General features: G+C 71.7%; 29 protein-coding genes and 1 tRNA gene. 14 read left to right on the top strand and 16 right to left on the bottom strand.

Going from position 1 to position 24526, the window contains the following annotated elements:
- Positions 1 to 431: 431 nt before the first annotated feature.
- From AC6H2I_RS24865 to mgtE, 3 genes are all read right to left on the bottom strand, one after another.
- Positions 432 to 938 (bottom strand): DUF4405 domain-containing protein, encoded by a 507-nt coding sequence (locus AC6H2I_RS24865; protein WP_497503450.1) that lies wholly within the window; start codon positions 936 to 938, stop codon positions 432 to 434.
- 109 nt (positions 939 to 1047) lie between these two features.
- On the bottom strand, positions 1048 to 1491 hold the full coding sequence (locus tag AC6H2I_RS24860) for a PaaI family thioesterase (protein WP_497503449.1): 444 nt from the start codon (positions 1489 to 1491) through the stop codon (positions 1048 to 1050).
- Between the two features lie 51 nt (positions 1492 to 1542).
- The gene (mgtE, locus tag AC6H2I_RS24855; protein ID WP_497503447.1) at positions 1543 to 2979 is read right to left on the bottom strand and encodes a magnesium transporter; all 1437 of its coding nucleotides are present in this window, start codon (positions 2977 to 2979) and stop codon (positions 1543 to 1545) included.
- 314 nt (positions 2980 to 3293) lie between these two features.
- Here mgtE and AC6H2I_RS24850 point away from each other — a divergent pair, with 314 nt between their 5' ends.
- Complete coding sequence (locus AC6H2I_RS24850) at positions 3294 to 3596, top strand: STAS domain-containing protein (protein WP_497503446.1); 303 nt, start codon at positions 3294 to 3296, stop codon at positions 3594 to 3596.
- A gap of 107 nt (positions 3597 to 3703) precedes the next feature.
- Here AC6H2I_RS24850 and AC6H2I_RS24845 read toward each other — a convergent pair.
- A tRNA-Leu gene (locus AC6H2I_RS24845) sits at positions 3704 to 3790 on the bottom strand.
- A gap of 203 nt (positions 3791 to 3993) precedes the next feature.
- Between AC6H2I_RS24845 and lipB the strand changes: the two genes are divergently transcribed.
- The gene (lipB, locus tag AC6H2I_RS24840) at positions 3994 to 4635 is read left to right on the top strand and encodes a lipoyl(octanoyl) transferase LipB (RefSeq protein ID WP_497503473.1); all 642 of its coding nucleotides are present in this window, start codon (positions 3994 to 3996) and stop codon (positions 4633 to 4635) included.
- Between the two features lie 28 nt (positions 4636 to 4663).
- Here lipB and AC6H2I_RS24835 read toward each other — a convergent pair whose 3' ends face one another.
- The 4 genes from AC6H2I_RS24835 to dctP all read right to left on the bottom strand — a co-directional run bounded on the left by AC6H2I_RS24835 (position 4664) and on the right by dctP (position 8977).
- Entirely contained in the window at positions 4664 to 5938 is a 1275-nt protein-coding gene (locus AC6H2I_RS24835) for a hydroxymethylglutaryl-CoA reductase, degradative (protein ID WP_497503445.1), read from the bottom strand.
- Positions 5939 to 5971: 33 nt separating this feature from the next.
- The gene (locus AC6H2I_RS24830) at positions 5972 to 7285 is read right to left on the bottom strand and encodes a TRAP transporter large permease (protein WP_497503444.1); all 1314 of its coding nucleotides are present in this window, start codon (positions 7283 to 7285) and stop codon (positions 5972 to 5974) included.
- On the bottom strand, positions 7282 to 7845 hold the full coding sequence (locus tag AC6H2I_RS24825; protein ID WP_497503443.1) for a TRAP transporter small permease subunit: 564 nt from the start codon (positions 7843 to 7845) through the stop codon (positions 7282 to 7284). Before AC6H2I_RS24825 ends, AC6H2I_RS24830 begins: the two co-directional genes overlap by 4 nt.
- A gap of 85 nt (positions 7846 to 7930) precedes the next feature.
- On the bottom strand, positions 7931 to 8977 hold the full coding sequence (gene dctP / locus AC6H2I_RS24820; RefSeq protein ID WP_497503442.1) for a TRAP transporter substrate-binding protein DctP: 1047 nt from the start codon (positions 8975 to 8977) through the stop codon (positions 7931 to 7933).
- 177 nt (positions 8978 to 9154) lie between these two features.
- Here dctP and AC6H2I_RS24815 point away from each other — a divergent pair, with 177 nt between their 5' ends.
- Positions 9155 to 10534: an aminotransferase-like domain-containing protein gene (locus AC6H2I_RS24815; protein WP_497503441.1), complete on the top strand. Its 1380-nt coding sequence runs from the start codon at positions 9155 to 9157 to the stop codon at positions 10532 to 10534.
- 15 nt (positions 10535 to 10549) lie between these two features.
- Here AC6H2I_RS24815 and AC6H2I_RS24810 read toward each other — a convergent pair whose 3' ends face one another.
- The 5 genes from AC6H2I_RS24810 to AC6H2I_RS24790 all read right to left on the bottom strand — a co-directional run bounded on the left by AC6H2I_RS24810 (position 10550) and on the right by AC6H2I_RS24790 (position 14793).
- Positions 10550 to 11764: a beta-ketoacyl-[acyl-carrier-protein] synthase family protein gene (locus AC6H2I_RS24810; protein WP_497503439.1), complete on the bottom strand. Its 1215-nt coding sequence runs from the start codon at positions 11762 to 11764 to the stop codon at positions 10550 to 10552.
- 11 nt (positions 11765 to 11775) lie between these two features.
- Positions 11776 to 12033 carry a phosphopantetheine-binding protein gene (locus AC6H2I_RS24805; protein WP_497503438.1) on the bottom strand — a complete coding sequence of 86 codons (258 nt, stop codon included), beginning with the start codon at positions 12031 to 12033 and terminating at the stop codon, positions 11776 to 11778.
- Complete coding sequence (lpxD, locus tag AC6H2I_RS24800) at positions 12020 to 13144, bottom strand: UDP-3-O-(3-hydroxymyristoyl)glucosamine N-acyltransferase (protein ID WP_497503437.1); 1125 nt, start codon at positions 13142 to 13144, stop codon at positions 12020 to 12022. The genes AC6H2I_RS24805 and lpxD overlap by 14 nt, the downstream gene beginning before the upstream one ends.
- 78 nt (positions 13145 to 13222) lie before the next feature.
- On the bottom strand, positions 13223 to 13990 hold the full coding sequence (locus AC6H2I_RS24795; protein WP_497503472.1) for an ABC transporter permease: 768 nt from the start codon (positions 13988 to 13990) through the stop codon (positions 13223 to 13225).
- 32 nt (positions 13991 to 14022) lie between these two features.
- A complete protein-coding gene (locus tag AC6H2I_RS24790) occupies positions 14023 to 14793 on the bottom strand; it encodes an ABC transporter ATP-binding protein (protein WP_497503436.1) in 771 nt (256 codons plus the stop codon).
- Between the two features lie 41 nt (positions 14794 to 14834).
- Here AC6H2I_RS24790 and AC6H2I_RS24785 point away from each other — a divergent pair, with 41 nt between their 5' ends.
- The 3 genes from AC6H2I_RS24785 (at position 14835) to AC6H2I_RS24775 (ending at position 17245) form a co-directional block, all read left to right on the top strand.
- Positions 14835 to 16169, top strand: a complete 1335-nt coding sequence (locus tag AC6H2I_RS24785; protein WP_497503435.1) for an ActS/PrrB/RegB family redox-sensitive histidine kinase — start codon at positions 14835 to 14837, stop codon at positions 16167 to 16169.
- Position 16170: 1 nt separating this feature from the next.
- Positions 16171 to 16767: an ActR/PrrA/RegA family redox response regulator transcription factor gene (locus AC6H2I_RS24780; protein WP_497503434.1), complete on the top strand. Its 597-nt coding sequence runs from the start codon at positions 16171 to 16173 to the stop codon at positions 16765 to 16767.
- Between the two features lie 94 nt (positions 16768 to 16861).
- Positions 16862 to 17245 (top strand): hypothetical protein, encoded by a 384-nt coding sequence (locus tag AC6H2I_RS24775; RefSeq protein WP_497503433.1) that lies wholly within the window; start codon positions 16862 to 16864, stop codon positions 17243 to 17245.
- Between the two features lie 49 nt (positions 17246 to 17294).
- Here AC6H2I_RS24775 and AC6H2I_RS24770 read toward each other — a convergent pair whose 3' ends face one another.
- Complete coding sequence (locus AC6H2I_RS24770) at positions 17295 to 17498, bottom strand: YgaP family membrane protein (RefSeq protein ID WP_497503432.1); 204 nt, start codon at positions 17496 to 17498, stop codon at positions 17295 to 17297.
- Positions 17499 to 17587: 89 nt separating this feature from the next.
- Positions 17588 to 18319, bottom strand: a complete 732-nt coding sequence (locus AC6H2I_RS24765) for a Crp/Fnr family transcriptional regulator (RefSeq protein WP_497503431.1) — start codon at positions 18317 to 18319, stop codon at positions 17588 to 17590.
- A gap of 152 nt (positions 18320 to 18471) precedes the next feature.
- Here AC6H2I_RS24765 and rpmH point away from each other — a divergent pair, with 152 nt between their 5' ends.
- From rpmH to yihA, 5 genes are all read left to right on the top strand, one after another.
- Positions 18472 to 18606 carry a 50S ribosomal protein L34 gene (gene rpmH / locus AC6H2I_RS24760; protein WP_029011064.1) on the top strand — a complete coding sequence of 45 codons (135 nt, stop codon included), beginning with the start codon at positions 18472 to 18474 and terminating at the stop codon, positions 18604 to 18606.
- A gap of 7 nt (positions 18607 to 18613) precedes the next feature.
- On the top strand, positions 18614 to 19015 hold the full coding sequence (rnpA, locus tag AC6H2I_RS24755) for a ribonuclease P protein component (RefSeq protein WP_497503430.1): 402 nt from the start codon (positions 18614 to 18616) through the stop codon (positions 19013 to 19015).
- A complete protein-coding gene (yidD, locus tag AC6H2I_RS24750) occupies positions 19012 to 19389 on the top strand; it encodes a membrane protein insertion efficiency factor YidD (RefSeq protein ID WP_497503429.1) in 378 nt (125 codons plus the stop codon). The genes rnpA and yidD overlap by 4 nt, the downstream gene beginning before the upstream one ends.
- Positions 19390 to 19463: 74 nt before the next feature.
- Positions 19464 to 21212, top strand: a complete 1749-nt coding sequence (yidC, locus tag AC6H2I_RS24745) for a membrane protein insertase YidC (protein WP_497503428.1) — start codon at positions 19464 to 19466, stop codon at positions 21210 to 21212.
- A 58-nt stretch (positions 21213 to 21270) separates the two neighbouring features.
- Positions 21271 to 21927, top strand: coding sequence for a ribosome biogenesis GTP-binding protein YihA/YsxC (yihA, locus tag AC6H2I_RS24740; RefSeq protein WP_497503427.1), 657 nt, complete (start codon positions 21271 to 21273; stop codon positions 21925 to 21927).
- Between the two features lie 11 nt (positions 21928 to 21938).
- On the opposite strand, the gene AC6H2I_RS24735 is transcribed toward yihA, so the two are convergent.
- Positions 21939 to 22115: a hypothetical protein gene (locus AC6H2I_RS24735; protein ID WP_497503426.1), complete on the bottom strand. Its 177-nt coding sequence runs from the start codon at positions 22113 to 22115 to the stop codon at positions 21939 to 21941.
- Positions 22116 to 22239: 124 nt separating this feature from the next.
- On the opposite strand from AC6H2I_RS24735, the gene argB reads away from it, so the two are divergent.
- The 3 genes from argB to AC6H2I_RS24720 all read left to right on the top strand — a co-directional run bounded on the left by argB (position 22240) and on the right by AC6H2I_RS24720 (position 24512).
- On the top strand, positions 22240 to 23133 hold the full coding sequence (gene argB / locus AC6H2I_RS24730; protein ID WP_497503425.1) for an acetylglutamate kinase: 894 nt from the start codon (positions 22240 to 22242) through the stop codon (positions 23131 to 23133).
- Between the two features lie 79 nt (positions 23134 to 23212).
- On the top strand, positions 23213 to 23560 hold the full coding sequence (locus AC6H2I_RS24725; protein ID WP_497503424.1) for a hypothetical protein: 348 nt from the start codon (positions 23213 to 23215) through the stop codon (positions 23558 to 23560).
- Between the two features lie 16 nt (positions 23561 to 23576).
- Positions 23577 to 24512, top strand: a complete 936-nt coding sequence (locus tag AC6H2I_RS24720) for a CorA family divalent cation transporter (RefSeq protein WP_497503423.1) — start codon at positions 23577 to 23579, stop codon at positions 24510 to 24512.
- The last annotated feature ends 14 nt before the right edge of the window (positions 24513 to 24526 follow it).

The raw sequence follows: 24526 nt of genomic DNA, 5'->3' as shown, positions 1-24526 counted from the left end.
TGCGCCGAACGCAAGCAACAAACGGTTTCCAAGCCATTACAATCGCGACACATTTCCTCATGCGACCCAGAGCCAAACCGCTCTCCTGCCGGTATCCGCACACGCCAGCACCACATATGCCAAATCGGCCGGTGCGCGATGCCACCCGTCGATTGCCCCGCGGCGGCGCCTCTGCTTTGCCGGGGCAAGCGCAGAGGCCGCAGGACTCGCAACGCGCACAGCGAGGCGCGGTCACGACTGTCCGCGGGCGTGCGACAGCTTGCCCGCGGGCGTCACGCCCGCCTTGACCCTATTGCGACTTGGGATATTGGTGTGCCCTGCAGCATTATAGCCGGAACGCCGGGCGTAGACATCTTCTAAATGCGTACTCCGGACGGATCGGCGGCGGCAATCCGGGGGCGGGACTCAGGGACGGGACTCAGCGGCGGGACTCAGCGGCGGGCCGGGGCCAGCGGCGTCCCCACGCCGGCCCCGCCGATGCCGGCGCGCGCGCCGATGGCGCCGAGCGTCTCCGTCGCGTCGGCGTCGATGCCCCGGGCCTGGAGCAGGGCGACGGCGTCCTGCGGGGGCAGGCCGAACGCCGGCGCCGCGGACCCCAGCGGCGCCTCGGCCAGGGCGCGGAACACCGCGCCGGGATTGCCCCCGCCGCCGGTGGTCCCGGTCAGGGCGGTCACCGCCACGGACACGGCGAGGCTGAGGGCGAAGGCGGCGAGCGCCGCGTTGCGGCGCAGGTAGAGCGTGAAGGCGCGCCAGTTGCGCACGAGGTGCCACAGCGCGACGGCCGAGAAGACGACGCTCAGCCATTCGTGGGAAAAGCGCACCAGGCCGGCGTTCCAGTGGGCGAGCAGCATGACGCCGGTGACGGTCGACACGACGAAGGTCACGACGGTGAGCGGGGTGACGATGTCGCGGGTCAGGGATTTGAGGGCGGGGGACATGGCAGCACCTGAGGGGGGACGGCGTGGTGGTCGCTCTCCACACTGGCCCTGCGGTGTAACCGGCGGATGTCCGCCGCCGGCGTTTCGGTAACAGAGTGTAACGACGCCCTCAGCCCGCCAGGGCGATGCAGGTCTGCTGCATGACGGCGACGTCCGTTTCGGCACCGCCGTCGAGCATCGCCACCTCGATGGTCGAGACGGTGAGGGTCCGCCCCGCCTTCAGCACGCGGGCACGGGCGATCATCACCTCGCCCTTGGCCGGGGCCATCAGGTTGATCTTGAACTCCACCGCCAGCACCTCGGCCCCCGCGGGCATCAGGGTGTAGGCGGCGAAGCCGCCGGCGTTGTCGGCCAGCATGCTGATCATGCCGGCGTGGAGGAAGCCGTGCTGCTGGGTCAGGTCGGCGCGGAACGGCAGCCGCATCTCGCACCGCCCCGGCTCCAGGCGCGCCATCTCCACCCCCAGGGTGCGGACGATGGGCTGGGCCGCGAAGCTGGCGCGGCAGCGTGCCTCCCAGGCGGGATCGCGGGGCTGAAAGGTCGTCTCGGGCATGGGGCTGCGGCCTCCGCTGGGCGTTGGGTCACCGGGGTTCGTGACGGCAGGTTACACCAGGACGGCCCTGGCCAGCCCGAGGAAGGCGAAGAATCCGACGACGTCGGTCACGGTGGTGAGGAAAACGCTGCTCGCCACCGCCGGGTCGACCCCCATGCGGTCGAGGCCCAGTGGGATGAGCACGCCGCTGAGCCCCGCGATGAACAGGTTGACCACCATGGCGACGGCGATGACCGCGCCGATCGGCGTGCCGAACCACGCCGCGGCGATGAGCCCGCACAGCACGGCGAAGACGATTCCGTTGAGGATGCCGACCAGCATCTCCTTGCCGACCACGCGCATGGCGTTGGCCTCCGACAGCTCCCGCGTGGCCAGCGCCCGCACCGCCACCGTCAGGGTCTGGGTGCCGGCGTTGCCGCCCATCGAGGCGACGATGGGCATCAGCACCGCGAGCGCCACGATCTGCTCGATGGTCGCCTCGAACAGGGCGATCACGCCGGACGCCACGAAGGCGGTCAGCAGGTTGATGGCCAGCCACGTCACCCGCGCCTTGGCGGTGTCGATGGCCGAGCGGTAGATGCTGCCCTCGCCGGCCCCGGCCAGCTTGAAGATGTCGTCCTCCGCCTCCTCGTCGATGATGTGCACCACGTCGTCGACGGTGATCACGCCGAGCAGCCGGCCACGGCCGTCGACCACCGGGGCCGACACCAGGGCGTACTGGCGGAACAGGTTGGCCACCTCCTCCTGGTCGGTGGTCGCGGAGATCGCGTGGACCTCGTCGGTGGCGAGATCGGCGATGCGGACCGCCCGCTTCTGCCGCACCACCCGCGACAGCGGCACCGCCCCCACCACCCGGTGCAGGGGATCCACCACGAACAGGGAGTAGAAGTCCTCCGGCAGCTCGTCGCCGCCGGCGCGGAGATAGTCGATGGTCCGTCCCACGGTCCAGAACTGCGGCACCGCCACCAGGTCGCGCTGCATCAGGCGGCCGGCGGTGTACTCCTCGTAGGTGAGGTTCTCCTCCACCAGGGCCCGGGTCTCGGCCGGCAGGTTGGCGAGGATCTCGCGCTGCTGCTCCTCCTCCAGGTCTTCGATGAGGTCGACGGCGTCGTCGGTGTCGAGCGCGGCGACGGCGGCCGCCAGCTCCTTGGGCTCGAAGAGGTCGAGCACCTCCTCGCGCAGGTCGACGTTGAGGTGGGACAGAACCTCGGCGTCGAACCCGGGGCGCAGGACGTCGATGAGCTGCTCGCGCTCGTCCGGCCCGGTCTGCTCCAGCAGGTCGGCGACGTCGGCGGCGTGCAGCTCGTCCAGCAGGGCGCGCACCTCGTCGCGCCGGCCGGCGTGCAGCAGGGCGCACACCTCGTCCACAAAGTCCGGCTCGACGCCGTAGGACCGCTCCTCCTCCTCCTCGCGGAACGCCTGGGACCGGTCGGCGGGCGCGCCGCCGGGCGGCGGGGCCTGCGGCTGAGACGGGTCGGGTGCCGGCATCCGTCCCTCCTGCGGCTTCGGGGGTGAGTGCCGCGGCCGAGGCGCGGCGGCGGGGCGCCCACCGAATATAGGCGCCCTGCCGCTTTGTCCAGGGCCGCGGTCCCGCGGGTCCCGGACGTCCCGCCCGGCGGCCCCCGACCGCCGACGGAGCGGGACCATCCAGCGGCATTTCAAATAATTTGTTGAAACGAGCACAAATGATCCCGACAGCTTGACTTAAGTTTTTTTGCCGATTTCTTGTCTTTTTGACCGATCCATGGTGATGTTCGACGAGGATGTTGCCGGCGCAGCGCCACCAAAGACGGGCAGGAGAGATGGAGTACACCTTTGCCGAGGTCGACGGCCGGCAGGGCATCCTGTTGTCGGGCCGCTTCACCCACGACGACCGCGACCGCTTTCAGCACTTGCTGACCCAGTGGGATTTCGCGGCACGGCCGGAGGTGTGCGTCGACGTCCGGTGCGTGACGTTCTTCGACGCCTCCGCCGTCGGCATGCTGTTCGCGCTGGCCAACCGCTGCCGCGACGTTCACGGCAGCGTCACCGTGGTCAACGCCCATCCCCGGGTCGCCCGGGCGCTGCGCGGCATGGCGCTGGACCACGTCGCCACCCTGCGCTGAGCGGCCTCCCCGCGCCGCGGGCCAGACCCCCGAAACGCACAACGCCGGCCCCAGGGCAGGGGCCGGCGTTGTGCGTTTTCCAGTGCACCCCCTCCCGCGGGAGAGAGTGGTGCGGTCGAGAAGACTCGAACTTCCACGGCCTTTCGGCCACAGCGACCTCAACGCTGCGCGTCTACCAATTCCGCCACGACCGCAGGGCTGGTAGTCCGTCCGGGCCCGATTGGGCTTGCGTCCGGGTGGAGCGGGGGAATACCAGACTCTTCGAACCGGATCAAGCCATGCAATCGCACCGTTGGGAAAAAAAGTGACGCTCTCCTGTCCCATCCCCCACCCCGGCGCCGCCGGCGCCATCGAGTCCGGCGCCGCCGGCGCCATCGCGTCCGGCGCCGCCGGCGCCATCGAATGGCGCATCAGCGACACCCCCGTGCCCTATGACGAGGCCCTGGCCTTCATGGAGGAACGCGTCGCGGCAATCCGCGCCGGCACCGCGCCGGAGACGGTGTGGCTCCTCGAACACCCGCCCCTCTACACCGCGGGCACCAGCGCCCGCGACGAGGACCTGCTGGACCCCGGCCGTTTCCCCGTCCACCGCGCCGGGCGCGGCGGCCAGTTCACCTACCACGGCCCCGGCCAGCGCGTGGCCTACGTCATGCTGGACCTGAAGCGGCGCGGCGGTGACGTGCGGGCCTTCGTCTGCGCCCTGGAGGGGTGGCTGATCCGCACCCTGGCGGCCTTCAACATCAAGGGCGAGCGGCGCGACGGCCGGGTCGGCATCTGGGTCGACAAGGGCCCCTACGGCGGGCTGCCCGGCCAGGAAGACAAGATCGCCGCGATCGGCGTGCGGGTGCGCCGCTGGGTCACCTTCCACGGAGTCGCCCTGAACGTGGAGCCGGATCTGTCCCATTTCGCCGGCATCGTGCCCTGCGGCATCAGCCAGCACGGCGTCACCTCGATGGTGGCACTGGGCCACCTCGTGACCCTGCCGGAGGTGGATTCGGCGCTGATGGCGGCGTGGCCGGAGGTCTTCGCGCCGGCCTGACGGGCGGGGCGGCCGGGGCGGGCGGGGCTCAGCCGCGCAGGCGCTTCAACTCCGCCTCGGCGACGTCCATGCGCACCGTGCCGCGCTCCACCAGCACGCGGGCCACGGCGTCGACCTCGGCGCCGACCGCGCCCGCCATCATGGCGATGTTCTGGGCGTGCAGGGCCATGTGGCCCTTCTGGATGCCGGTGGTCGCCAGCGCCTTCAGGGCCGAGAAGTTCTGGGCCAGGCCCACCGCCGCGATGGTGCGGGCGAGGCGGTCGGCCGACCCGGCGCCGAGGATCTTCAGGCTGGCCCGCGCGGTCGGGTGCAGCTTGGTGGCGCCGCCGATCAGGCCGACCGCCATGGGCACCTCGATGGTGCCGGCGAGGTCGCCCTCGGCGGTCACCTCCCAGCGGGTCAGGCTGGCGTAGCGGCCGTCCTTGGCGGCGTAGGCGTGGGCCCCCGCCTCCACCGCGCGGGTGTCGTTGCCGGTGGCCAGCACCACGGCCGAGATGCCGTTCATGATGCCCTTGTTGTGGGTCGCCGCCCGGTAGGGGTCGGCCTCGGCGAACTGGTAGGCGCTGACGATGCCGTCGCGCACGCCGGCGCCGCCGATCGCCTCGCAGGTCCAGGTGGCGCGGGCCCGCGCCAGGCGCCGGTCGGCGTAGTTGGAGAGGATGCGCAGGTACACCCGGCCGCCGGTCCACTGCGCCACGTGGGGCGCCAGGGCCTCGGCCATGCTGTTGACGGCGTTGGCCCCCATGGCGTCGCGGGTGTCGACGATCAGGTGCGTGACCACCATGGGCCCGCCCAGACTGTCGATCACCCGCACCTCGACGTCGCGGAAGCCGCCGCCCAGGCGCACCAGCACGGGGTCGCAGGCGTCGCACACCTCCTTGATGGCGTCGCGGCGCTCCAGGATCTTGACGCGCGCGGCGAACGGGTCGGCGACGCCGACCAGCTGCACCTGGGCGATCATCAAGGAACCGGACATGGAGGTGATGAAACCGCCGCTGTCGTAGCACTGGCGCGCCGCGTTGCAGACCGCGGCGACCACCGAGGATTCCTCGGTCGCCATGGGGATCAGCACGTCCTCGCCGTCGACCCGCATGTTGGTGGCGATGCCGACGGGGATGTTCATGGTGCCGACCACGTTCTCGATCAGGTGGTCGGCGAGGTGCGGGTCGAGGTTGCCCATGTTGGCGAGGTGGGCGACGGTCTCCCCGTCCAGGCCGGCGAAGGCGGCGACGAAGTCGAGCCGTTCGCGCGGGGTCTTCTTGTGGAAACCGGAGACACGGGATGTCTTGGCCTGGGTGGTCACGGTCGATACTCCGATGGGCGGGATTGGGGCGGCTCAGCCGCCGATCATGATGCGGGGAAGCCAGGTCACCAGACCCGGGAAGGCGGCGCAGATGAGAAGACCCAGGATCTGCAGCACGAAGAACGGGATGATGCCGCGGTAGACGACGTCCATGCCGAGGTGCCGGGGCAGCGGTCCCTTGATGTAGAAGAGCGTGTAACCGAACGGCGGGCTGATGTAGCCCATCTGGATGGTCAGGGCGAACAGCACCCCGAACCAGACCTCGTCGAAGCCGAGGAAGCGGACGATGGGCAGGAACACCGGCACCGTCAGCAGGATGATGCCGATCTCGTCGAGCACGGTGCCGAGGAACACCAGCACCAGCATCATCACCGCGAGGATCAGATAGGGATGCACGTCGAGGCCGCGGATGGCGCCCATCAGCGTGTCGGCACCGCCCAGCCCGGTGAAGATGGCGACGTAGGCCTTGGCGCCAATGGTGATCCACAAGATCATCGCCGTCGCCTTCAGGGTCTCCATCGACGCCTGGGCCAGCGCGTCCACCGTGAGCCGGCGGCGCAGGGCGGCCGACACCACCGCCCCCAGCACGCCCACCGCCGCCGCCTCGGTCGGCGTGGCGATGCCGAAGAAGATGGAGCCGAGGATCATCAGGATGATGAGCGCCGGCAGCACCAGGGTGCGCAGGCTGGCCAGCTTGACCGACAGCGCCACCCGCTCGCCCGATCCGGCCGGCACCATGCCGGGGCGCAGGTAGGAGACGGCGAGGATGTAGGCGACGTAGAGGGCGGCCAGCAGGATGCCGGGGACGATGCCGGCGATCAGCATCTGGCCGATGGAGATCTGCGCGGTCACCGCATAGACGATGGTCAGCACCGAGGGCGGGATGAGGATGCCCAGCGTGCCGGACGCGCAGATGGTCCCGGTCGCCAGGCGCGGGTCGTAGCCCCGGCGCAGCATCTCCGGCAGGGCCAGCACGCCCATGGCGGTGACCGCGGCGCCGACCACCCCGGTCATCGCCGCCATGACCACGCAGATGACCACGGTGCCGATGGCGAGCCCGCCGCGCACCCGGCCGAACCACAGCTCCATGGCCCGGTACAGCTCCTCGATGATGCCCGAGCGCTGGAGGATGCTGGCCATGAGGATGTAGAGGGGGATGCCGAGCAGCGCCTCCGACCGCATGGTGTCGAAGATCTGCAGCACCAGGATGACGACGGCGTCGGCGTTCCACAGGGTGACCGTGATCAGCAGCGACAGGCCGCCCAGCACGAAGGCGATGGGCAGTCCGGTCAGCATGAACAGGGTCAGGCCGCCGAACATGACCAGCAGGATGGCGGTCGGGGTCATGCCGCACCCCCGGCGCCGGCGCCGGCACCGCCCTCGCCGGCCGGCGGTTCGTGGGAGATCGCCCCGGGATCGCGGAAGAGCACCCGCAGGAACTCCGCGGCGCTCTGCGCCGCCAGCAGCACCAGGGCCGCGGGGACGGCGAACTTGACCGGCCAGATCGGCGGGTTCCAGGCCGAGAAGGAGGTCTCCCCGAACTGCCAGGACTGCACCGCCAGCGGCCACGAATAGTAGAGCAGGATGGCGCAGAACAGGATGATCACGGGGTGGTTCAGCAGCTCCAGCACCCGGTCCCAGCGCGCCGGCAGGGCGCGCCGCACCAGGTCGAGGTTGACATGGCCGTGGGTGTGCAGCAGGTACGGCCCGCCGAGCAGGAAGTACGGGCCGAACAGCAGGGTCGCCAGCTCCATCCCCCAGGTGGTGGGGGCGTTGAAGAGGTAGCGGCTCACCACCTCGTACAGCATGACCGGCACGACCACGCCCATCAGGGCGGCGGCGACGCCGAACAGCAGCCGGTTGAAGGCGGTGACACCCCGCACGTAGTGGCGGATCGCGGTTGGCATGGCTGGCGTCTCGAAACGGGAAGGACGGGGACCGCCGTGCCGGCGGCCCCCGTGGCGCTGTGACGGGACGGCGGTGCGCCCCCGGTCAGGTGAGCAGGCCCAGGCGCTTCATGAAGGCGACCTGGCTCTCCAGGATCTTGCCGGCCAGCGCGTCGCCCTTGGTGGCCGCCTGCCAGGCCTCGCGGGCCTTGACCCGGCCCTGGCGCATGTCCGCCGGGTCCAGCGTGGTCACCTCCACCCCCTTGGCCTTGAAGGCCTCGATGGCCTTGCCGTCGGCCACCAGGATGTGCTGGCGCAGCGCCGCGGAGGTTTCGCGCGCCGCCGCCGACAGCGCCGCCTTGAACGCCTCGGGCAGCGTCTCGTAGGCGCCGCGGTTGGCGACGTAGCTGGTCGCCGTGGTCGGCTGGTGCGGGCCCGGCATGACGATGTGCTTGGCAACCTCGGCCAGCCCGGCCTCGAGGTTCGCGGTGAGGTCGCCGCGGTCGGCGAAGTCGATCAGCCCCTTGTCGAGGGCGGCGTAGACCTCGGCCGTGGGCAGCGGCGACACGGCCACGCCCAGCGCCCCCATGACCGTGGAGGCGAGGCCGACGAAGCGCCCCTTCTTGCCGCTCATGTCCGCGATCGTCTTGATCGGGAACGTGGAATGGATCGGCTCCGGGCCGTAGACGGTGGGGGCGATGTAGTGCAGGCCGGCCGGTGCGTAGGCCTCGCGGGCCATCTCGAGGCCGCCCAGCTCGTAGAACCAGCCCTCGTACTGGTCGGGTTCGGGGAAGCCGAAGGGGACCGTGCTGGTGAAGGCCAGCGACGGGATCTTGCCCGCCTCGTAGCCGTCGAAGGTCTTCATCATCTGGAAGGCGCCGCCGCGCACGGCGTCGAAGGCCTGGGCGGCGGGCACGATCTGCCCGGCCGAGAACAGCTGGATCTTGAAGCGGCCGTCGGTCAGCTCCGCCACCCGCTTGACGAACCGCTCTTCGAACGCCTGGGGCGTCGTGCCGCCGTCCCACAGGGACTGCATGCGCCAGGTCACGCCATCCTGCGCGATGGCGGGGGCGGCGACGGCGCTGCCCGCGGCGGCCGCGGCGGCCCCGAGACCGGCTGTCTTCAAGGCGGTGCGGCGGTTGATGGACTTCATGACGCTCTCCCTCCGGATTGGATTGTTGGGGCCCGGATGACTGGACGGGTGGGCCGTTGCTGGGCCGATATTCCGTGTTATAAAGGGACAGCGCAAGGGACAGTTCTCCGGATTATCGCCCAGACTGTCCCAGCCAACACCTTGGGACACATTGACCACGGACGGGGAGAGGCGCCCATGACGCGCGTGGACGGCATCGTCGCGAAGGTGGTCGGTCTGATCGATGGCGGCCGGCTGAAGCCGGGGGAGCGCCTGTTGTCGGTGCGCGCCGGCGCCCAGGAGTACGGCGTCTCCAAGAACACGATGGCGGAGGCCTACGACCGGCTGGTGGCGCTCGGCCGCCTGGAGTCCAAGCAGGGCTCGGGCTACTACGTCGCCCGCCTGCCGGCCCGCTCGGTCGAGCGGCCGTCGTCCCACGTCGCCGAGGCGGTCGACCTGGTGTCCCTGCTGCGCGAGCAGCTGGTGCAGACCTACGCGGTGCGGATCGGCGACGGACGGCCCCCGCCATCGTGGATGGAGCGCTTCGAGATCGGCAACCACGGCCGGCTGATGAAGCCGTCGCGCAGCGTCGACGGCGAGCACGGCTACGGCAACCCCTGGGGCTACCTGCCGCTGCGCGAGCGCATCGCCCTGGCCCTGGCGGAACGCTCGATCGCGGCGACGGCGGACCAGATCCTGCTGACCCAGGGCGCCAACCACGCGCTGGACCTGGTGGCCCGCCAGATCCTCGAGCCGGGCGACACCGTCCTGGTGGACAGCCCCGGCTACTACCCGCTGTTCGGCAAGCTCAAGCTGGGCAAGGTGGAGGTGGTCGGCGTGCGGCGCCTGCCCGACGGCCCCGACCTCGACGACCTCGCCGCCAAGGCGGCGGCGCGCACGCCGAAGATCTTCTTCACCCAGTCGCTGGCCCACAACCCGACGGGCGGGATGATCACGCCGGCGGTGGCCCACCGCGTGCTGCAGATCGCCGAGCAGGCGGGCTTCCACATCGTCGAGGACGACCCGTTCGCCGACATCCTGCCCCCCTCGGCGCCGCGCCTGGCGGCGCTCGACCAGCTCGACCGGGTGATCTACGTCGGCACCTTCTCCAAGACCCTGTCGGCCAGCGTCCGCGTCGGCTACGTCGCCGGCAAGCACCCGCTGATCGGCATGCTCTGCGACCTCAAGATGCTGACGGTGGTGAGCACCTCCGACTACCTGGAGCGCATCGTCTACAGCGTCATCGCCAGCGGCCAGTACCTGCGCTACCTGCGCCGCCTCAAGGGCCGGATCGAGACCGCCACCGAGGAGGCGCTGGCCAACCTGGACGGGCTGGGCATCCCCCTGTTCGTCCCGCCCAACGGCGGCCTCTACGTCTGGGGCCTGCTGCCGCCGGGCATGGAGGAGCTGCCGCTGACCCGGCGTGCCGCCGCCGCCGGCATCTTCCTCGCCCCCGGCTCGGTGTTCGCCGTGGACCGGGCGGGCCAGGCGCCGGCCCTGCGCATCAACGTCGCCTATGCCAGCGACCCGCGCTTCATCGCCTTCATGCGCGACGAGATCGCCGCCGCCGCCGGCTGAGCCACGGCGCCCCGTTCAGACGGCGCGGAAGGCGAGCACCGCGTTCAGCCCGCCGAAGGCGAAGGAGTTGGAGAGCGCGGCCGCCACCGCCGCCCGGCGCGCCACGTTGGCCACGGGGTCGACCGGGCAGGCGGGGTCGGCCTCGGTGAAGTTGGCGGTGGGCGGCAGCATGCCGTGGCGCAGCGCCAGCACCGTGGCCACCGCCTCCACCGCGCCGGCGGCGCCCAGGGCGTGGCCGAACAGGGATTTCGACGCCGACACCGGCGGCGCGTCGCGGCCGAACACGTCGACGATGGCGGCGGCCTCGCAGGCGTCGTTGGCGGTGGTGCCGGTGCCGTGGGCGTTGACGTAGCCGACCTCGCCCGGGGCCAGGCCGGCGTCGTCCAGGGCCAGGCGCATGGCCCGCGCCGCGCCGTCGCGGTCCGGCGCGGTGATGTCGCGGGCGTCGGCGGTGAGGCCGGCGCCCGCCAGCTCGGCCAGGGGCCGGGCGCCGCGGGCGGCGGCGTGGGCCGCCGTCTCCAGCACCAGCACGGCCGCCCCCTCCCCCAGCACCATGCCGCTGCGGTCGCGGCTGAACGGCCGGCAGGTGTCGGGGCTGACGATCCGCATGGCCTCCCACCCCTTGAGCGCGCCCAGGCACAGGCTGGCCTCCGCGCCCCCGGTGACGGCCACGTCGGCGAGGCCGGACCGCAGCAGCAGCAGCGCCATGGCGATGGCGTGGCCCGACGAGGCGCAGGCGCTGGCCGCGGTGAAGGCCGGCCCGGTCAGGCCGAACTCCATGGAGACGTGGGAGACCGGGGCACTGACCATCAGGCGCGGGATGGTGAAGGGGTGCAGGCGCTGGGCGTCCTCGCCGTAGAGGCGGCGGTAGCCCTCGTCCAGGGTGGCGATGCCGCCGACCCCGGTGCCCAGCACCGTCGCGGTGCGCGCCCCCAGCGCCGGGTCGAACGCCAGCCCGGCCATGGCCACCGCCTCGCGCGCCGCCACCACGGCGAACTGGGACACCCGGTCGAGCAGGCCCAGCCGGCGCGCCGGGAAATAGTCCTCGGGCACGAAGCCCGGAACCTCGGCGGCGATGCGCACGCCGAGTCGCTCCGTCGGCACCAGGGTCAGCGGGCGGATGGCGCAGCGGCCGGCGAACAGGGCGTCGGAAAAGGCGGGGACGCCGACGCCGATGGGGGCGACGACGCCGAGGCCGGTGATCACCACCGGCGCCGCGGCGCGGGGCACCGGGCGGCGCCTCAGGCCGCGCCGCGCTGGGCCACCACCCCCTGGACGGCGCGGACGATGTCGCCGACCGTCGCGAATTCGGTGCGGGCGTCGTTGGCGTTGAAGGGGATCTCCACCTTGAAGCGGTCCTCCAGCGCGAAGACGATCTCGATCACGTCCAGCGAGGCGATGGCCAGATCGGCCAGCCTGGCCTCGGGCGCCAGCCGGGCGCGCTCGACCTGGCCCTTGGCGGCGATGATGGCGAGGACGTCGTTCTCAACTGTGCTCATGTCCCGTCTCCGGCGTCGCGTCGCCGGAAACGTTAGCGCGTCCCTCCACCGCCGTGACGCGGCTCTTCAGGCCTGCCACGTCCGAGAACAGCCGCTTCAAACGGCCTAGGCTCTTCAGCTGCGAGAACGCCTGGGCCCGCGGCACGGCCGGAATGCCCATGTAGACCGACTTGTCCGGCACGTCGGAGGCGACCCCGGAATAGGCGGCGAACACGCAGTCCGACCCGATGGTGACGTGATCGGCGACGCCCACCCTGCCGGCCATGACCACGCGGTCGCCGACCACCACCGAGCCGGCGATGCCGACCTGGCCGCACAGCATGCAGTTGGTGCCGATCCGCACGTTGTGGCCGATCTGGACCAGGTTGTCGATCTTGGTGCCGCTGCCGATGCGGGTCGCGGTGACGGTGCCGCGGTCGACGCAGGACCCGGCGCCGATCTCCACGTCGTCGCCCACGATCACCGTGCCGATCGAGTTGACGCGGCGGATGATCACGTTGGTGGCGCCGACCGCGCCGGTCGCCTTGGCCGACTCGACGCTGCCCGGCTCGGGCGTGACGAAGCTGAAGCCGTCGGCGCCGACCGCGGCGTTGGGCTGGACGATGCAGCGCGCCCCCAGTTCCACCCGCTCGCCGATGCGCGCGCCGGAATGGAGCAGGCCGTCGGCGCCGATCCGCGCCTCGGCCCCCACCGTGACGTGGGGCATCAGGACGGTGCGCTCGCCCACCACCGCCCTGGGCCCGACATAGACGAAGGCGCCCACCGACGCCCCGGCGCCGACCACCGCGTCCGCCGCCACGACCGCTGTGGGATGGACCCCCGGCTCGGCGTGGACCGGCCGCTCGAACAGGTCCAGCAGCCCGGCCATGGCGTAGCGCGGCCGCGGGACGACGATGGCGCCGTCGACCGAGGCGGGCAGCGCCGCGCCCTCGGCGACCACGGCGGCGCGGGCCCGGCTGCCGGCCAGCAGGGCCAGCAGGTCCTTGTCCATGGCGAGCGCGAGGTCGCCGTCCGCCTCGGCTTCGGCGGGATGGACGGCGCGGGCGATCTCGATGGACCCGTCGCCTTCGATCCGGGCGTCGAGGGCGGCGGCGATCTCGGACAGCTTCATGGCGCTCTACGGAATCCTGAAATGACGTCGGTGGCGGACCCTAGCACGTCCGGCGCAGGACGATCCAGACGCCGCCGATCACTCGCCCGTCTGCAGCAGGGCGCCGCGGCTGCGGGCGTCGTGGAACGACCAGAGAAACGCGGCGCTTCCGCCGGCCAGCCACAGCAGGTTCAGCCCGGTCGCCGCGGCGAGGTGGCCCCACGCCACAGCACCCTCGAAGACGACGGCGCGCATGCCTTCGAACACGTGGGTCGAGGGCAGCGCCAGGGCGAGCGGCTGCAGCCAGGCGGGCAGCACGGCGACGGGGTAGTAGACGGCGCTCACCGGCGCCAGGACGAACACGACGATCCACGCCAGCCCCTCCGCCCCCATGCCGTGGCGCAGGATCATCGCCATGATGAACAGCCCCAGCGCCCAGCCCAGCACCAGCAGGTTGGCGAAGAACAGGGCGAGCGGCAGGCCCAGCGAGAACACGGAGTAGCCGAAGAAGGGGATCGCCAGCAGGGCTGCCGGCACCACGCCGATGACGGTGCGGATCAGGCTCATGGCCATCAGCGACGCCACCCATTCCCATGGGCGCAGCGGGCTGACGAACAGGTGGCCCAGATTGCGCGACCACATCTCCTCCAGGAACGATATGGACACGCCGAGCTGGCCGCGGAACAGCACGTCCCACAGCAGCACGGCGGCGATCAGCACGCCGGCCCCCTCGGCGAACCAGGCGCTCTGCTGCGCCATGAAGCGATTGATGAAGCCCCACATGACCATCTGCACGGTGGGCCAGTAGGCCAGTTCCAGCAGCCGCGGCCAGGAGCCGCGCAGCAGGTACCAGTAGCGCAGGACCATGGCGGCGATGCGCCGCGCCGAACCCGCGGCGGTCACGCCGCGGCCTCCGGCCGGCGGTGGCGGGCGATGTCCAGGAACACCTCCTCGAGGGTGGCGCGGCCGTAGCGGGAGGCCAGCGCCTCCGGCGCCCCGCGGTCGGCGATGACGCCGGCGCGCATCACCAGCACCGTGTCGCACAGCCGCTCGACCTCCTGCATGTTGTGGGAGGCGAGCAGGATCGCCGCCCCCGATTCGGCGCGGTAGCGCTCGAGATAGGTGCGGATCCAATCGGCGGTGTCGGGGTCCAGCGAGGCCGTCGGCTCGTCCAGCAGCAGCACGTCGGGGCGGTTCAGCAGGGCCTTGGCCAGCGCCACGCGGGTCTTCTGCCCGGCCGACAGGCTGCCGGCCGGCCGGTCGAGGAACCCCGCCACGTCGAGCTGCTCGGCCAGCTCCGCGACCCGCCGCCGCACCCCGGAGAGTCCGTAGAGCCGGGCGTACACGGTGAGGTTCTCGCGCACCGTCAGGCGGTGCGGCAGATCGACATAGGGGGAGGAGAAGTTCATCCGGCCGAGCGCGCGGTAGCGGTCCCGCGCCATGTCGACGCCGAGCACGCACACCCGCCCGGCGGTGGGCAGCAACAGCCCGAGAATCATGGAAATGGTCGTGGTCTTGCCGGCGCCGTTGCCGCCCAGCAGGCCGACCACGGCGCCGCGCGGCACCGCGAAATCGATCCCGCCGCGGCCCTCCCCGTCAGGGCCGCCCACCGCGGCGACCGCGCCGAAACGCTTGGTCAGCCCCTCGACCGTGATGGCATACTCGATCATGGCGCCACTATATGGTTGCCAGCGAAGGATATTCCACGCCCATGACGTTCGACTCCGTGCCCGAGTCCCGCCCCGATCCCGACCTCGCACAGCCGCCCACCCAGGCCATGTGGTCGGCGCGTGACGGCCGCATCACCCTGCGCACGCTGATCCTGATCCGCTGGATCGCCGTGGTCGGCCAGCTCACCACCGTGGTCGTCGTCCAGTTCGCCCTCGGCTTCGACCTGCCGCTGGGCCCGGTGCTGGCGGCGGTCGGCGCGTCGGTGCTGCTGAACCTGGTGGCGATGGCCCAGCGCGGCGGCCGGATGCGCCTGCCCGACCGGGACGCCGCCCTCTACCTCGCCTACGACATGTTGCAGCTGTCGTTGCTGCTCTACCTCACCGGCGGCCTCACCAACCCCTTCGCCATCCTGATCCTGGCCCCCATGACGGTGGCGGCGGCGATCCTGTCGCGCTACTCGGTGGTGCTGCTGACCGGCCTCAGCCTCGGCTGCCTGACCGTGCTGGCGCTGTGGCAGTACCCGCTGCCCTGGCCCGAACCGCTGCCCGCGGCGGTCCCGCTCTACGCCTTCGGCATCTGGCTGTCCCTGTCGGTGTCGTCGGTGTTCATCGCCGCCTACGTCTTCCGCGTGGCGGAGGAGGCACGGCGGTTCGCCGACGCCCTGTCGGCGACCCAGTTCGCCCTGTCGCGCGAGCAACGGCTGGGGGCGCTGGGGGCGCTGGCCGCGGCCGCCGCGCACGAGCTGGGCTCGCCGCTGGGCACCATCGCCGTGGTGGCCAAGGAGCTGGCCCGCGAGTTGCCGCCGGACGGCCCCTTCGCCGAGGACGTGGCGCTGCTGCAGAGCCAGGTGATGCGCTGCCGCGAGATCCTGGCCGAGCTCGCCCGCAAGCCCGAGGCGGACGGCGGGGCGCCGTTCGAGCGGCTGCCGCTGACCGCCCTCATGGAGGAGGCCGCCGCCCCCCACGCCGCGGGTCCCATCCTCCTGCAGGTCGAGCGCGACGGCGCCGCCGAGAGCGAGGAGCCGGTGGTGCGCCGCAGCCCGGAGATCCTGCACGGCCTCGGCAACTACGTGCAAAACGCCTTCCAGTTCGCCGAGCGGCAGGTCCGCGTGGCGGTGGCCTGGGATTCCGACGCGGCCATGATCTCGATCATGGACGACGGGCCCGGTTTCCCGCCGACTGTGCTGAGCCGCATCGGCGAGCCTTACATCTCGACGCGCGGCGATCGTGGCGGCGGTCACATGGGGCTGGGGATCTTCATTGCGCAGACCCTGCTCGAAAAGACCGGCGCGACTGTTGGCTACAGCAACAATCGTAGCGGTGGAGCGCGCGTTGTCGTACGGTGGCAGCGGGCGGTCCTCGAACCGGAAGACTAGGATGAGCAACGCGATGATCACGGATGAGAGTCCCGCGAGCGAGGCCCCCAATCTCACCTTCACCGGGGATGTGACTCGCAGCCTGCTGATTGTCGACGATGATGCGCCGTTCCGCCTTCGCCTGGCCCGCGCCATGGAAAAGCGCGGTTTCAACGTCGTCGCTGTCGACAGCGTGCAGCTCGGCATCGAGGTCGCCCAGGAATCGGCCCCAGCGTTCGCGGTGGTCGACCTGCGGCTGCTCGACGGCAGCGGCCTGGACGTGGTGAAGTGCCTGCGCGACGCGCGCCCCGACGCGCGCATCGTCATGCTGACCGGCTACGGCAACATCGCCACCGCGGTGGCGGCGGTCAAGGCGGGCGCCGTCGACTACCTGCCCAAGCCGGCCGACGCCGACGCCGTGGAATCCGCCCTGCTGGCCGATGGGCGCCCGCTGCCGGAGCCGCCGGACAACCCCATGTCGGCCGACCGGGTGCGCTGGGAGCACATCCAGCGCGTGTTCGAGCAGTGCGAGCGCAACGTGTCGGAAACGGCCCGGCGCCTGAAGATGCACCGCCGCACCCTGCAACGCATCCTCAACAAGCACGCGCCGCGCGGCTGACGCGGTCAGGGGCAGGCCGGGCGCGGCGGCCGGCGCGACACCTGGGCGGCGCCCCTGTTGCCAGGGGAACCGCCATCGCCCGGGAGACCCGATCATGCCCCTGCGCACCCTTGCGCCCACCGCCGCCATCGCCGCGGCAACCGCCGCCGCGTGGCTGTGCCTGGCCGGCGGCGCCACGGCGCAGCCGGCCGCCGGCAGCGGCTGCGACGCCCTGCGCCAGCACTACGACGACTACATGAAGACGGCGCACGGCGTCGCCATGTCGGCGACGGAGTCGCTTCTGAAGGCGGGCGATCCGTCCGCACAGCTCGGCAAGCTCGGGCTCGACCTCGGGCCGCTGGAATCGGCCGAGGACGCGATCCGCAAGGGCGCGGTCGCGGCGATGGCGCCGCCGGCGCAGAACGCCGTGCTGATCTACCTGCTGTTCGCCAACGCGACCATGCAGGAGATGACCTGGAAGGGCTGCTCGCCGCAGTAGGCGGCCGGGGCCGCCCCGGCGCCGGTGTCGGCGCCGGGGGGCCGGGCCGTCACGCGGCGTGGTCGCGCGACACCGGGCAGGTCTTGATGCCGAACAGGGTGTAGGCGGGACAGAATCCGATCACCGCGGTCAGCAGCGGCACCAAGCCGATCCACCCCCAGGGGGTGTGCGGCCCGACGAACACCAGGGCGATCAGGATCAGGCCGACGACGGCGCGCAGGGCGCGGTCGACGCCACCGACATTCGTGGGCATGGCGCGGTCCTCATGTTGGTTCGGTGTTGGTTGGCGTGTCGGCTGCCAACCCCCGACTTGTACGCCCGGCGGCCCGCGCCGTCTGTGACCTAGTCACCGTGGCCGGACGACGCCCGCCACCCGCCGGCAGCCCCGGCCTGGGAGGGCCCGGCCTGGGAGGTCCCGGCCAGCCGCTCCAGGGCGGCGCCGTCGCGCACCGCGACGCGCCCGCGGCCGAGGCCGACCAGGCCGCGCCGCTCGAACTCCTTGAGCTGCCGGCTCACCACCTCGCGCGCCGTTCCCAGCTCCACCGCCAGGGCCTGGTGCGTGGCGTCGAGGCCGCCCCCGGCGTCCCGGTGGTCCAGCAGGAAGCGGGCGAGGCGCAGGTCGATGCGGCCGAACGCCACCTCCTCCACCAGCATCATCATGCCCATGAGGCGCGCCCCGAAGGAGGCGAAGACGAAATCGCGGAACACGGCGGACCGGGCCACGGCATCGTGGAACAGCGCGGCGTCGAGGGCCACGGCGGTCACCGGGGATTCCGCCACCCCCTCGGCGGTGTAGTCGGCCCGCGACATCAGGCAGGCGGTGGTGAGGATGCAGGTCTCGCCCCGCTGGACGCGGTAGAGGACGATCTCCCGGCCGGATTCGCCGACCATCTGCACCCGGACCGCCCCGTCCACCACCATCAGAAAGCTGTGGCACGGGCTGCCGGGCTGGAACACCACGGTGCCGCGGGGCAGCCGGACCACGTGCGCCCCCGCCCGCACGCGGCCGAGGACATCGGCGTCCAACCCGGCCAGACCCGGAAACGCCCCCTGCCAATCCGCTCCGCCCACCATGCCGATTCCCTCTGGCCGGGCCCGGTGCGGCCGCGGCGCACGCCAGAGCCCGGCGCCCAAAATGGCGCCGCTTCCCGTTGACTCGGCCACCGCGTGTCTCTATACAGCGGGGCTCGTTTTGTCCCGAGTTCGATCTGACGGAGTAGAGTGTCGTGAAACGCACGTATCAGCCCAGCAAAATCGTGCGCAAGCGTCGGCATGGCTTCCGCGCCCGCATGGCTACGGTCGGCGGCCGCAAGGTGCTGTCCCGCCGCCGCGCCAAGGGCCGCAAGGTCCTGAGCGCCTGAGGATGCCATGACGGCGCCGGACCGAGCGGTCGGGCGCCTGAAGCGGCGGCCGGAGTTCCTGGCCGTGGCCGGAACGCGCCGCAAGCACGTCGCCCCCGGCCTGATCCTGCAGGTGCGCCGACATGATGACCGGCAGCGGCCCGCCTCCGGCGAGCCGCCGCTGCGCATTGGGCTGACGGCAAGCCGCAAGGTCGGCAACGCCGTCGTCCGGAACCGTGCCCGCCGCCGCCTGCGCGAGGCGGCGCGCCAGATTCTTCCCGCGCACGCCGCCCCCGGCCACGATTTCGTGCTGGTGGCCCGGCGCGACACCGCCACCCGGCCCTGGGCCGAGCTGATCGGCGACCTGAGCGCCGCGTTGAAGCGCCTCGGCCTGTGGCGCGAGGTCACGCCGGAGGAGCCGACGCCATGACGCCGCCGCCCGGACTGCCCGCCCTCCGGTCCCGCTCGGCCCGGGCCGCTCCGGCGGAGCGCCGGACCCCGGGCGTAGCGGTGCGCGTGCTGCGCGCGCTGGTCCTCGTCTACCAGTGGACCCTGTCGCCGTTCATCGGGCAGACCTGCCGGTACCTACCGACCTGTTCCAACTACGCGCTCGACGCGCTATCTAAGCACGGCGCGATCCGCGGCGGCTGGCTGGCCGTGCGGCGGCTTGCGCGCTGCCACCCCTGGGGCGGCTCGGGGTACGACCCCGTCCCGGAACCCGGCCAGGAGGCCAGCGGACCACACCGCGCGCCCGACCACCGCCACGGCGGCGGGTCGTGCGGCGCGGCCCACCACCATCATTAGAGCCGGCGCCTTGCCATGCCGGCGACGCCCCAAGGCGGCCCACTGAAAGGCCCGACGGACACACTCGGGGAACCATGACCGACCAACGCAACCTCCTCCTCGCGATCGTGCTGTCGATCGCCATTCTGCTGGGCTTCCAGTTCCTCTACGAGGCGCCGCGGGTCCAGCAGCGCCAGGCCGATCTGGCGCAGCAGCAGACGCAGACCGGGCAGACGGTCGCCGTCCCCGGCGCCGACGGCGCCGCGTCGGTGCCCGGCGCCGGTGGCGCCACGGCGGTGCCGGGCGTGGCCCGCGACCGGGCGGAGCTGATCGCCGAGCAGGTCGCCGAGGGCCAGCGCGTGCGCATCAACACGCCGTCGCTGCACGGGTCGGTCAACCTGGTGGGCGGGCGCATCGACGACCTGACCCTGGCCGACTACCACCTCACGCCGGCGGCGGGCAGCCCCGAGATCGTGCTGCTGTCGCCCCAGGGGGCGCCGCACGCCTATTTCGCGGAGTTCGGCTGGGTCCCCACGGACAACGCGGTGCCGACCCCGGGGCCGGCGACCCGCTGGAGCGCCGAGGGCGCCGCCACCCTGACCGCCGACTCCCCGGTGACGCTGACCTGGGACAACGGCCAGGGCCTGGTGTTCGAGCGCACCATCGCGGTCGACCCGGACTACATGTTCACGGTCACCCAGCGGGTGCGCAACACCACCGGCCAGCCCGTGGAGCTGCTGCCCTACGGCCTGGCCTCGCGCCACGGCACGCCGCAGACGGCCGGCTTCTACATCCTGCACGAGGGCCCGCTCGGCGTCTTCGACGGCAAGCTGACCGAGGTCGACTACGGCGACCTGCGCGAGGAGCCGACCATCACCCGGACCACCACCGGCGGCTGGATCGGCATCACCGACAAGTACTGGCTGGTCTCGCTGGTTCCGGAGTCGGACAAGGGCGCCACCGCGCGCTTCCTCTACACCAGCCGCGGCGGCGAGGACCGTTACCAGGTCGACCTGATGGGCACCCCGGTCACCGTCGCCCCCGGCGCCACCGCCGAGGACACCACCCGGCTGTTCGCCGGCGCCAAGGAGGTGAAGCTGCTCGACAGCTACGCCGAGCGCTACACCATCTCCAATTTCGACCTGGCGGTCGATTTCGGCTGGTTCTATTTCCTGACCAAGCCGTTCTTCTACGCGCTGGACTTCCTGGCCGGGACGATCGGCAATTTCGGGATCGCCATCCTGGTCTTCACCGTCTGCGTCAAGCTGGTGTTCTTCCCTCTGGCCAACAAGTCGTATCACGCGATGGCCCGCATGAAGAAGCTGCAGCCGAAGATGCAGGAGCTGCGCGAGAAGTTCGACGACGACAAGGCCCGCCTGAACCAGGAGATGATGGCGCTGTACAAGCGCGAGAAGGTCAACCCGATGGCGGGCTGCCTGCCCATCCTGATCCAGATTCCGGTGTTCTTCGCGCTCTACAAGGTTCTGTTCGTCACCATCGAGATGCGCCACGCCCCGTTCTTCGGCTGGATCCACGACCTGTCGGCGCCCGATCCCACCTCCATCTTCAACCTGTTCGGCCTGATCCCCTGGGACCCGCCGTCGATGCTGATGCTGGGTGCCTGGCCGATCCTCATGGGCATCACCATGTGGCTGCAGCAGAAGATGAACCCGGCGCCGCCCGACCCGGTGCAGCAGAAGGTCTTCGCCTTCCTGCCCATCGTCTTCACCTTCATGCTGGCGAGCTTCCCGGCGGGGCTGGTGATCTACTGGGCCTGGAACAACCTGCTGTCGGTCGCCCAGCAGTGGGTGATCATGCGCCAGGACGGGGTGAAGATCACCTGACGTCCCCCGCTCCCCCGACGCCCCGGGGGAGCGGCCTTCCCCGGAGCACACCCATTCCATGACCAAAGCGCCCACCCTGACCGGCGGCCTCGACGACGCCGAGATCGAAGCCGGGCGGCTGCTGTTCGCCCAGGCCTGCGACTTCGTCTGGGGGGCGGCGGTGCTCGACCAGCTGCCCGAGGCGACCCTGCCGGAGGTCGCCTTCGCCGGACGCTCCAACGTGGGAAAGTCCAGTCTGATCAACGCCCTGACCGGCCGCAAGACGCTGGCGCGCACCTCCAACACCCCGGGGCGCACGCAGCAGCTCAACTTCTTCGACCTCGGCGGCCGGCTGCGGCTCGTCGACATGCCGGGCTATGGCTACGCCAAGGAATCGAAGGAGAAGGTCGAGGCCTGGACCGAGCTGGTGCGGCAGTTCCTGAAAGGGCGGGTCACCCTGCGCCGCGCCTGCGTCCTGATCGACGGCCGCCACGGGCTCAAGCCCAACGATCACGAGATCATGACCATGCTGGACAAGGCCGCGGTGCCCTACCAGGTCGTCCTGACCAAGGCCGACAAGGTCAAGCCGCCGGCGCTCGCGGCGATCCGCGAGCGCACGCTGGCCGATCTCAAGACGCACCCGGCGGCGTTCCCGGAGGTCCACGTCACCAGCGCCGACGAGGGCACCGGCATCGCCGAGCTGCGCGCCGCGCTGGCCAGTCTCGCGACGGGCTGACGGCCCCCCGCTCAGTCCGGCGGCACGACGCGCTCGCCGGGCAGCAGCGGCGTGCGGGGCTTGGCCGACTCCTCGCGGATCTTCTTGTTGGCCTCCTCCACCTCGCGGCGGTCGGCGTCGTCGTACAGCGCCTCGGCGCGCTCCGCCTCCTCGTGCCCGGTCGGGCGGGTGTCCTTTTGCGTGTCCATCGCAGGCTCCTCATCGGTGGTCGGGGTGGCGAAATCCCGCTCTTAGGAACCTTGCCGGGGGGCGGCGGTTCCGTTAAGAGTCGCTGAACCCGCCCACCCCCCACCATTGGCACGCCCGCATCCGATGACCGACCGTGAAGAGTGGCTGGCGAAGGCCCGCACGCTGTCCGAAGCGCTTCCCTACATGCGCCGCTACGCCGGCCGCACCTTCGTGATCAAGTACGGCGGCCACGCCATGGGCGACGGCCAACTGGCCGAGATGTTCGCGCGCGACATCGTGCTGCTGAAGCAGGTCGGGATCAAGCCGGTGGTGGTGCACGGCGGCGGCCCGCAGATCGGGCAGATGCTGGAGCGCCTGGCGATCAAGAGCGAGTTCATCGACGGCCTGCGCGTCACCGACAAGGAGACGGTGGACGTGGTCGAGATGGTGCTGGCCGGCTCCATCAACAAGCAGATCGTCTCGGCCATCAACCAGGCCGGGGGCCGCGCCGTCGGCCTGTCCGGCAAGGACGGGCAACTGCTGGTCGCCCGCAAGGTGCGCCGCACCCAGCGCGACCCCGACAGCAACATCGAACGCGTGCTCGACCTCGGCTTCGTCGGCGAACCCTATCAGGTCAACCCGTCGATCCTGGAGAGCCTGGGCGAAGCCGACATCATCCCGGTCATCGCCCCGGTCGGCGTCGGCCGCCAGGGCGAGACCTACAACATCAACGCCGACACCGCGGCCGGGGCCATCGCCTCGGCGCTGGGCGCCACGCGTTTCTTCCTGCTGACCGACGTCGCCGGCGTGCTCGACAAGGCCAAGACGCTGATCCCGCGGCTGACGCTGGAGGAGGCGCGGCGCTGCATGAGCGACGGCACCGCGTCGGGCGGCATGATCCCCAAGATCGAGACCTGCGTCGACGCCGTGGAACAAGGCGTCGACGCCGCCGTCATCCTCGATGGCCGCGTGCCGCACGCCCTGCTGCTGGAGATCTTCACGGAAGGCGGCGCCGGGACCATGATCGGCCGGGAATGATCCCGGGGATCGTCGGGAACACACCCGGGGATCGCCCGGGAGCGACCCGGACGGACGGCGCGGCGGGACGGGTGGACCGATGAACGACCTGCGCAAGACCTTGCTGCGGCAGATGGCGGAGATCCGCAGCGGGCTCGACCCCAAGCTTCTCGACCGGGCGCGGCTGGCCGCGTTCGGCAAGGTGCCGTTCGACCGCGAATCCGCCCGCGCCGCGGTGGCCCGTTTCCTCGACGACCGCGACGACGACGGCGCCTTCCGCCGCAAGCTGGAGGAGGCGCTACGCCACGAGGGCTCCTCGCCCGATCTGGTGCCCGAGGAGGGCAGCGGCGCGGAGCCGCCGCCCGCCGGCGGGCCGGAGCAGGACGGGCCGGCGGCGGAGCCGGCGGAGCCCCCGCTGAAGCCGCGCCGCATCGGCCGCATCGTCTGATCCGGCGGGACCGGCCGTGCTGCACGCGTTCGTCAACGACGGCGGCACCCTGCGCTGGGCGCGGGGGGCCGAGACGGGCCCCGACCCGCTGCCCGCCGACGTGGTCTGGATCGACCTCCTCGATCCCACGCCCGACGAGATCGCCCGTGCCGAGGACCTCATCGGCCATCCCCTGCCGACCCGCGAGCAGTTGGCCGAGATCGAGGAATCCAGCCGCCTGCGCCTGCTGCCGGGTGCCCTCTACGCCACCGTTCTCGCCCTGGTGTGGACCGAGACCGACACGCCGCGCCTGACCCCCGTGGGCTTCGTGCTGGGTGGCGGCCGGCTGGTCACGGTGCACCAGGTGGACCCCCAGGCTTTCCTGGCCGTGCGGCGGCGCTGCGCCCACCGCGGCCTCCCCGGCGGCGGCGCCGCCGCCGTGCTGGCCGCCCTGGTCGACGGCCTGCTGGAGCGCACCGCCGGGGTCCTGCGCCGCACCGCCGGGACGCTCGACACCGCATCGGGAGAGGCGGACGCCGAACTCCGGCACGTCGGGCGCGCCGGCCACCTCTTCGCCAAGGCCCACGAAAGCCTGGTGTCGCTGATCCGGGTGCTCGGCGCGCTGGCCCGCGGCGAGGCGCCGGTGGCCAAGAAGACCCGCCGCTGGGCCCGCGGCGCCCTGATGGACGCCCGCGGCCTCGACGAGTACGCCCTGTTCCTGTCGGGCAAGGTGAAGCTGCGCCTGGACGCCACCCTCGGGCGCATCGGCGCCCAGCAGAACGAGATCGTGAAGATCGTCAGCGTCCTGTCGGCGGCGTTGTTCCCGCCGACCCTGGTCGCCACCATCTACGGCATGAACTTCGCCGACATCCCCGGCGAAGCCTCGCCCTGGGGCTATCCGCTGGCGCTGGCGACCATGGTGCTCTCGGCCGTGGCGTCGCTCTGGTTCTTCCGCTGGAAACGCTGGCTGTAGCGCCGGTGCCGCCC

The sequence above is a fragment of the Azospirillum sp. NS33 genome, from assembly GCF_059703765.1.
This window is presented reverse-complemented; position numbering and strand designations above follow the sequence as displayed.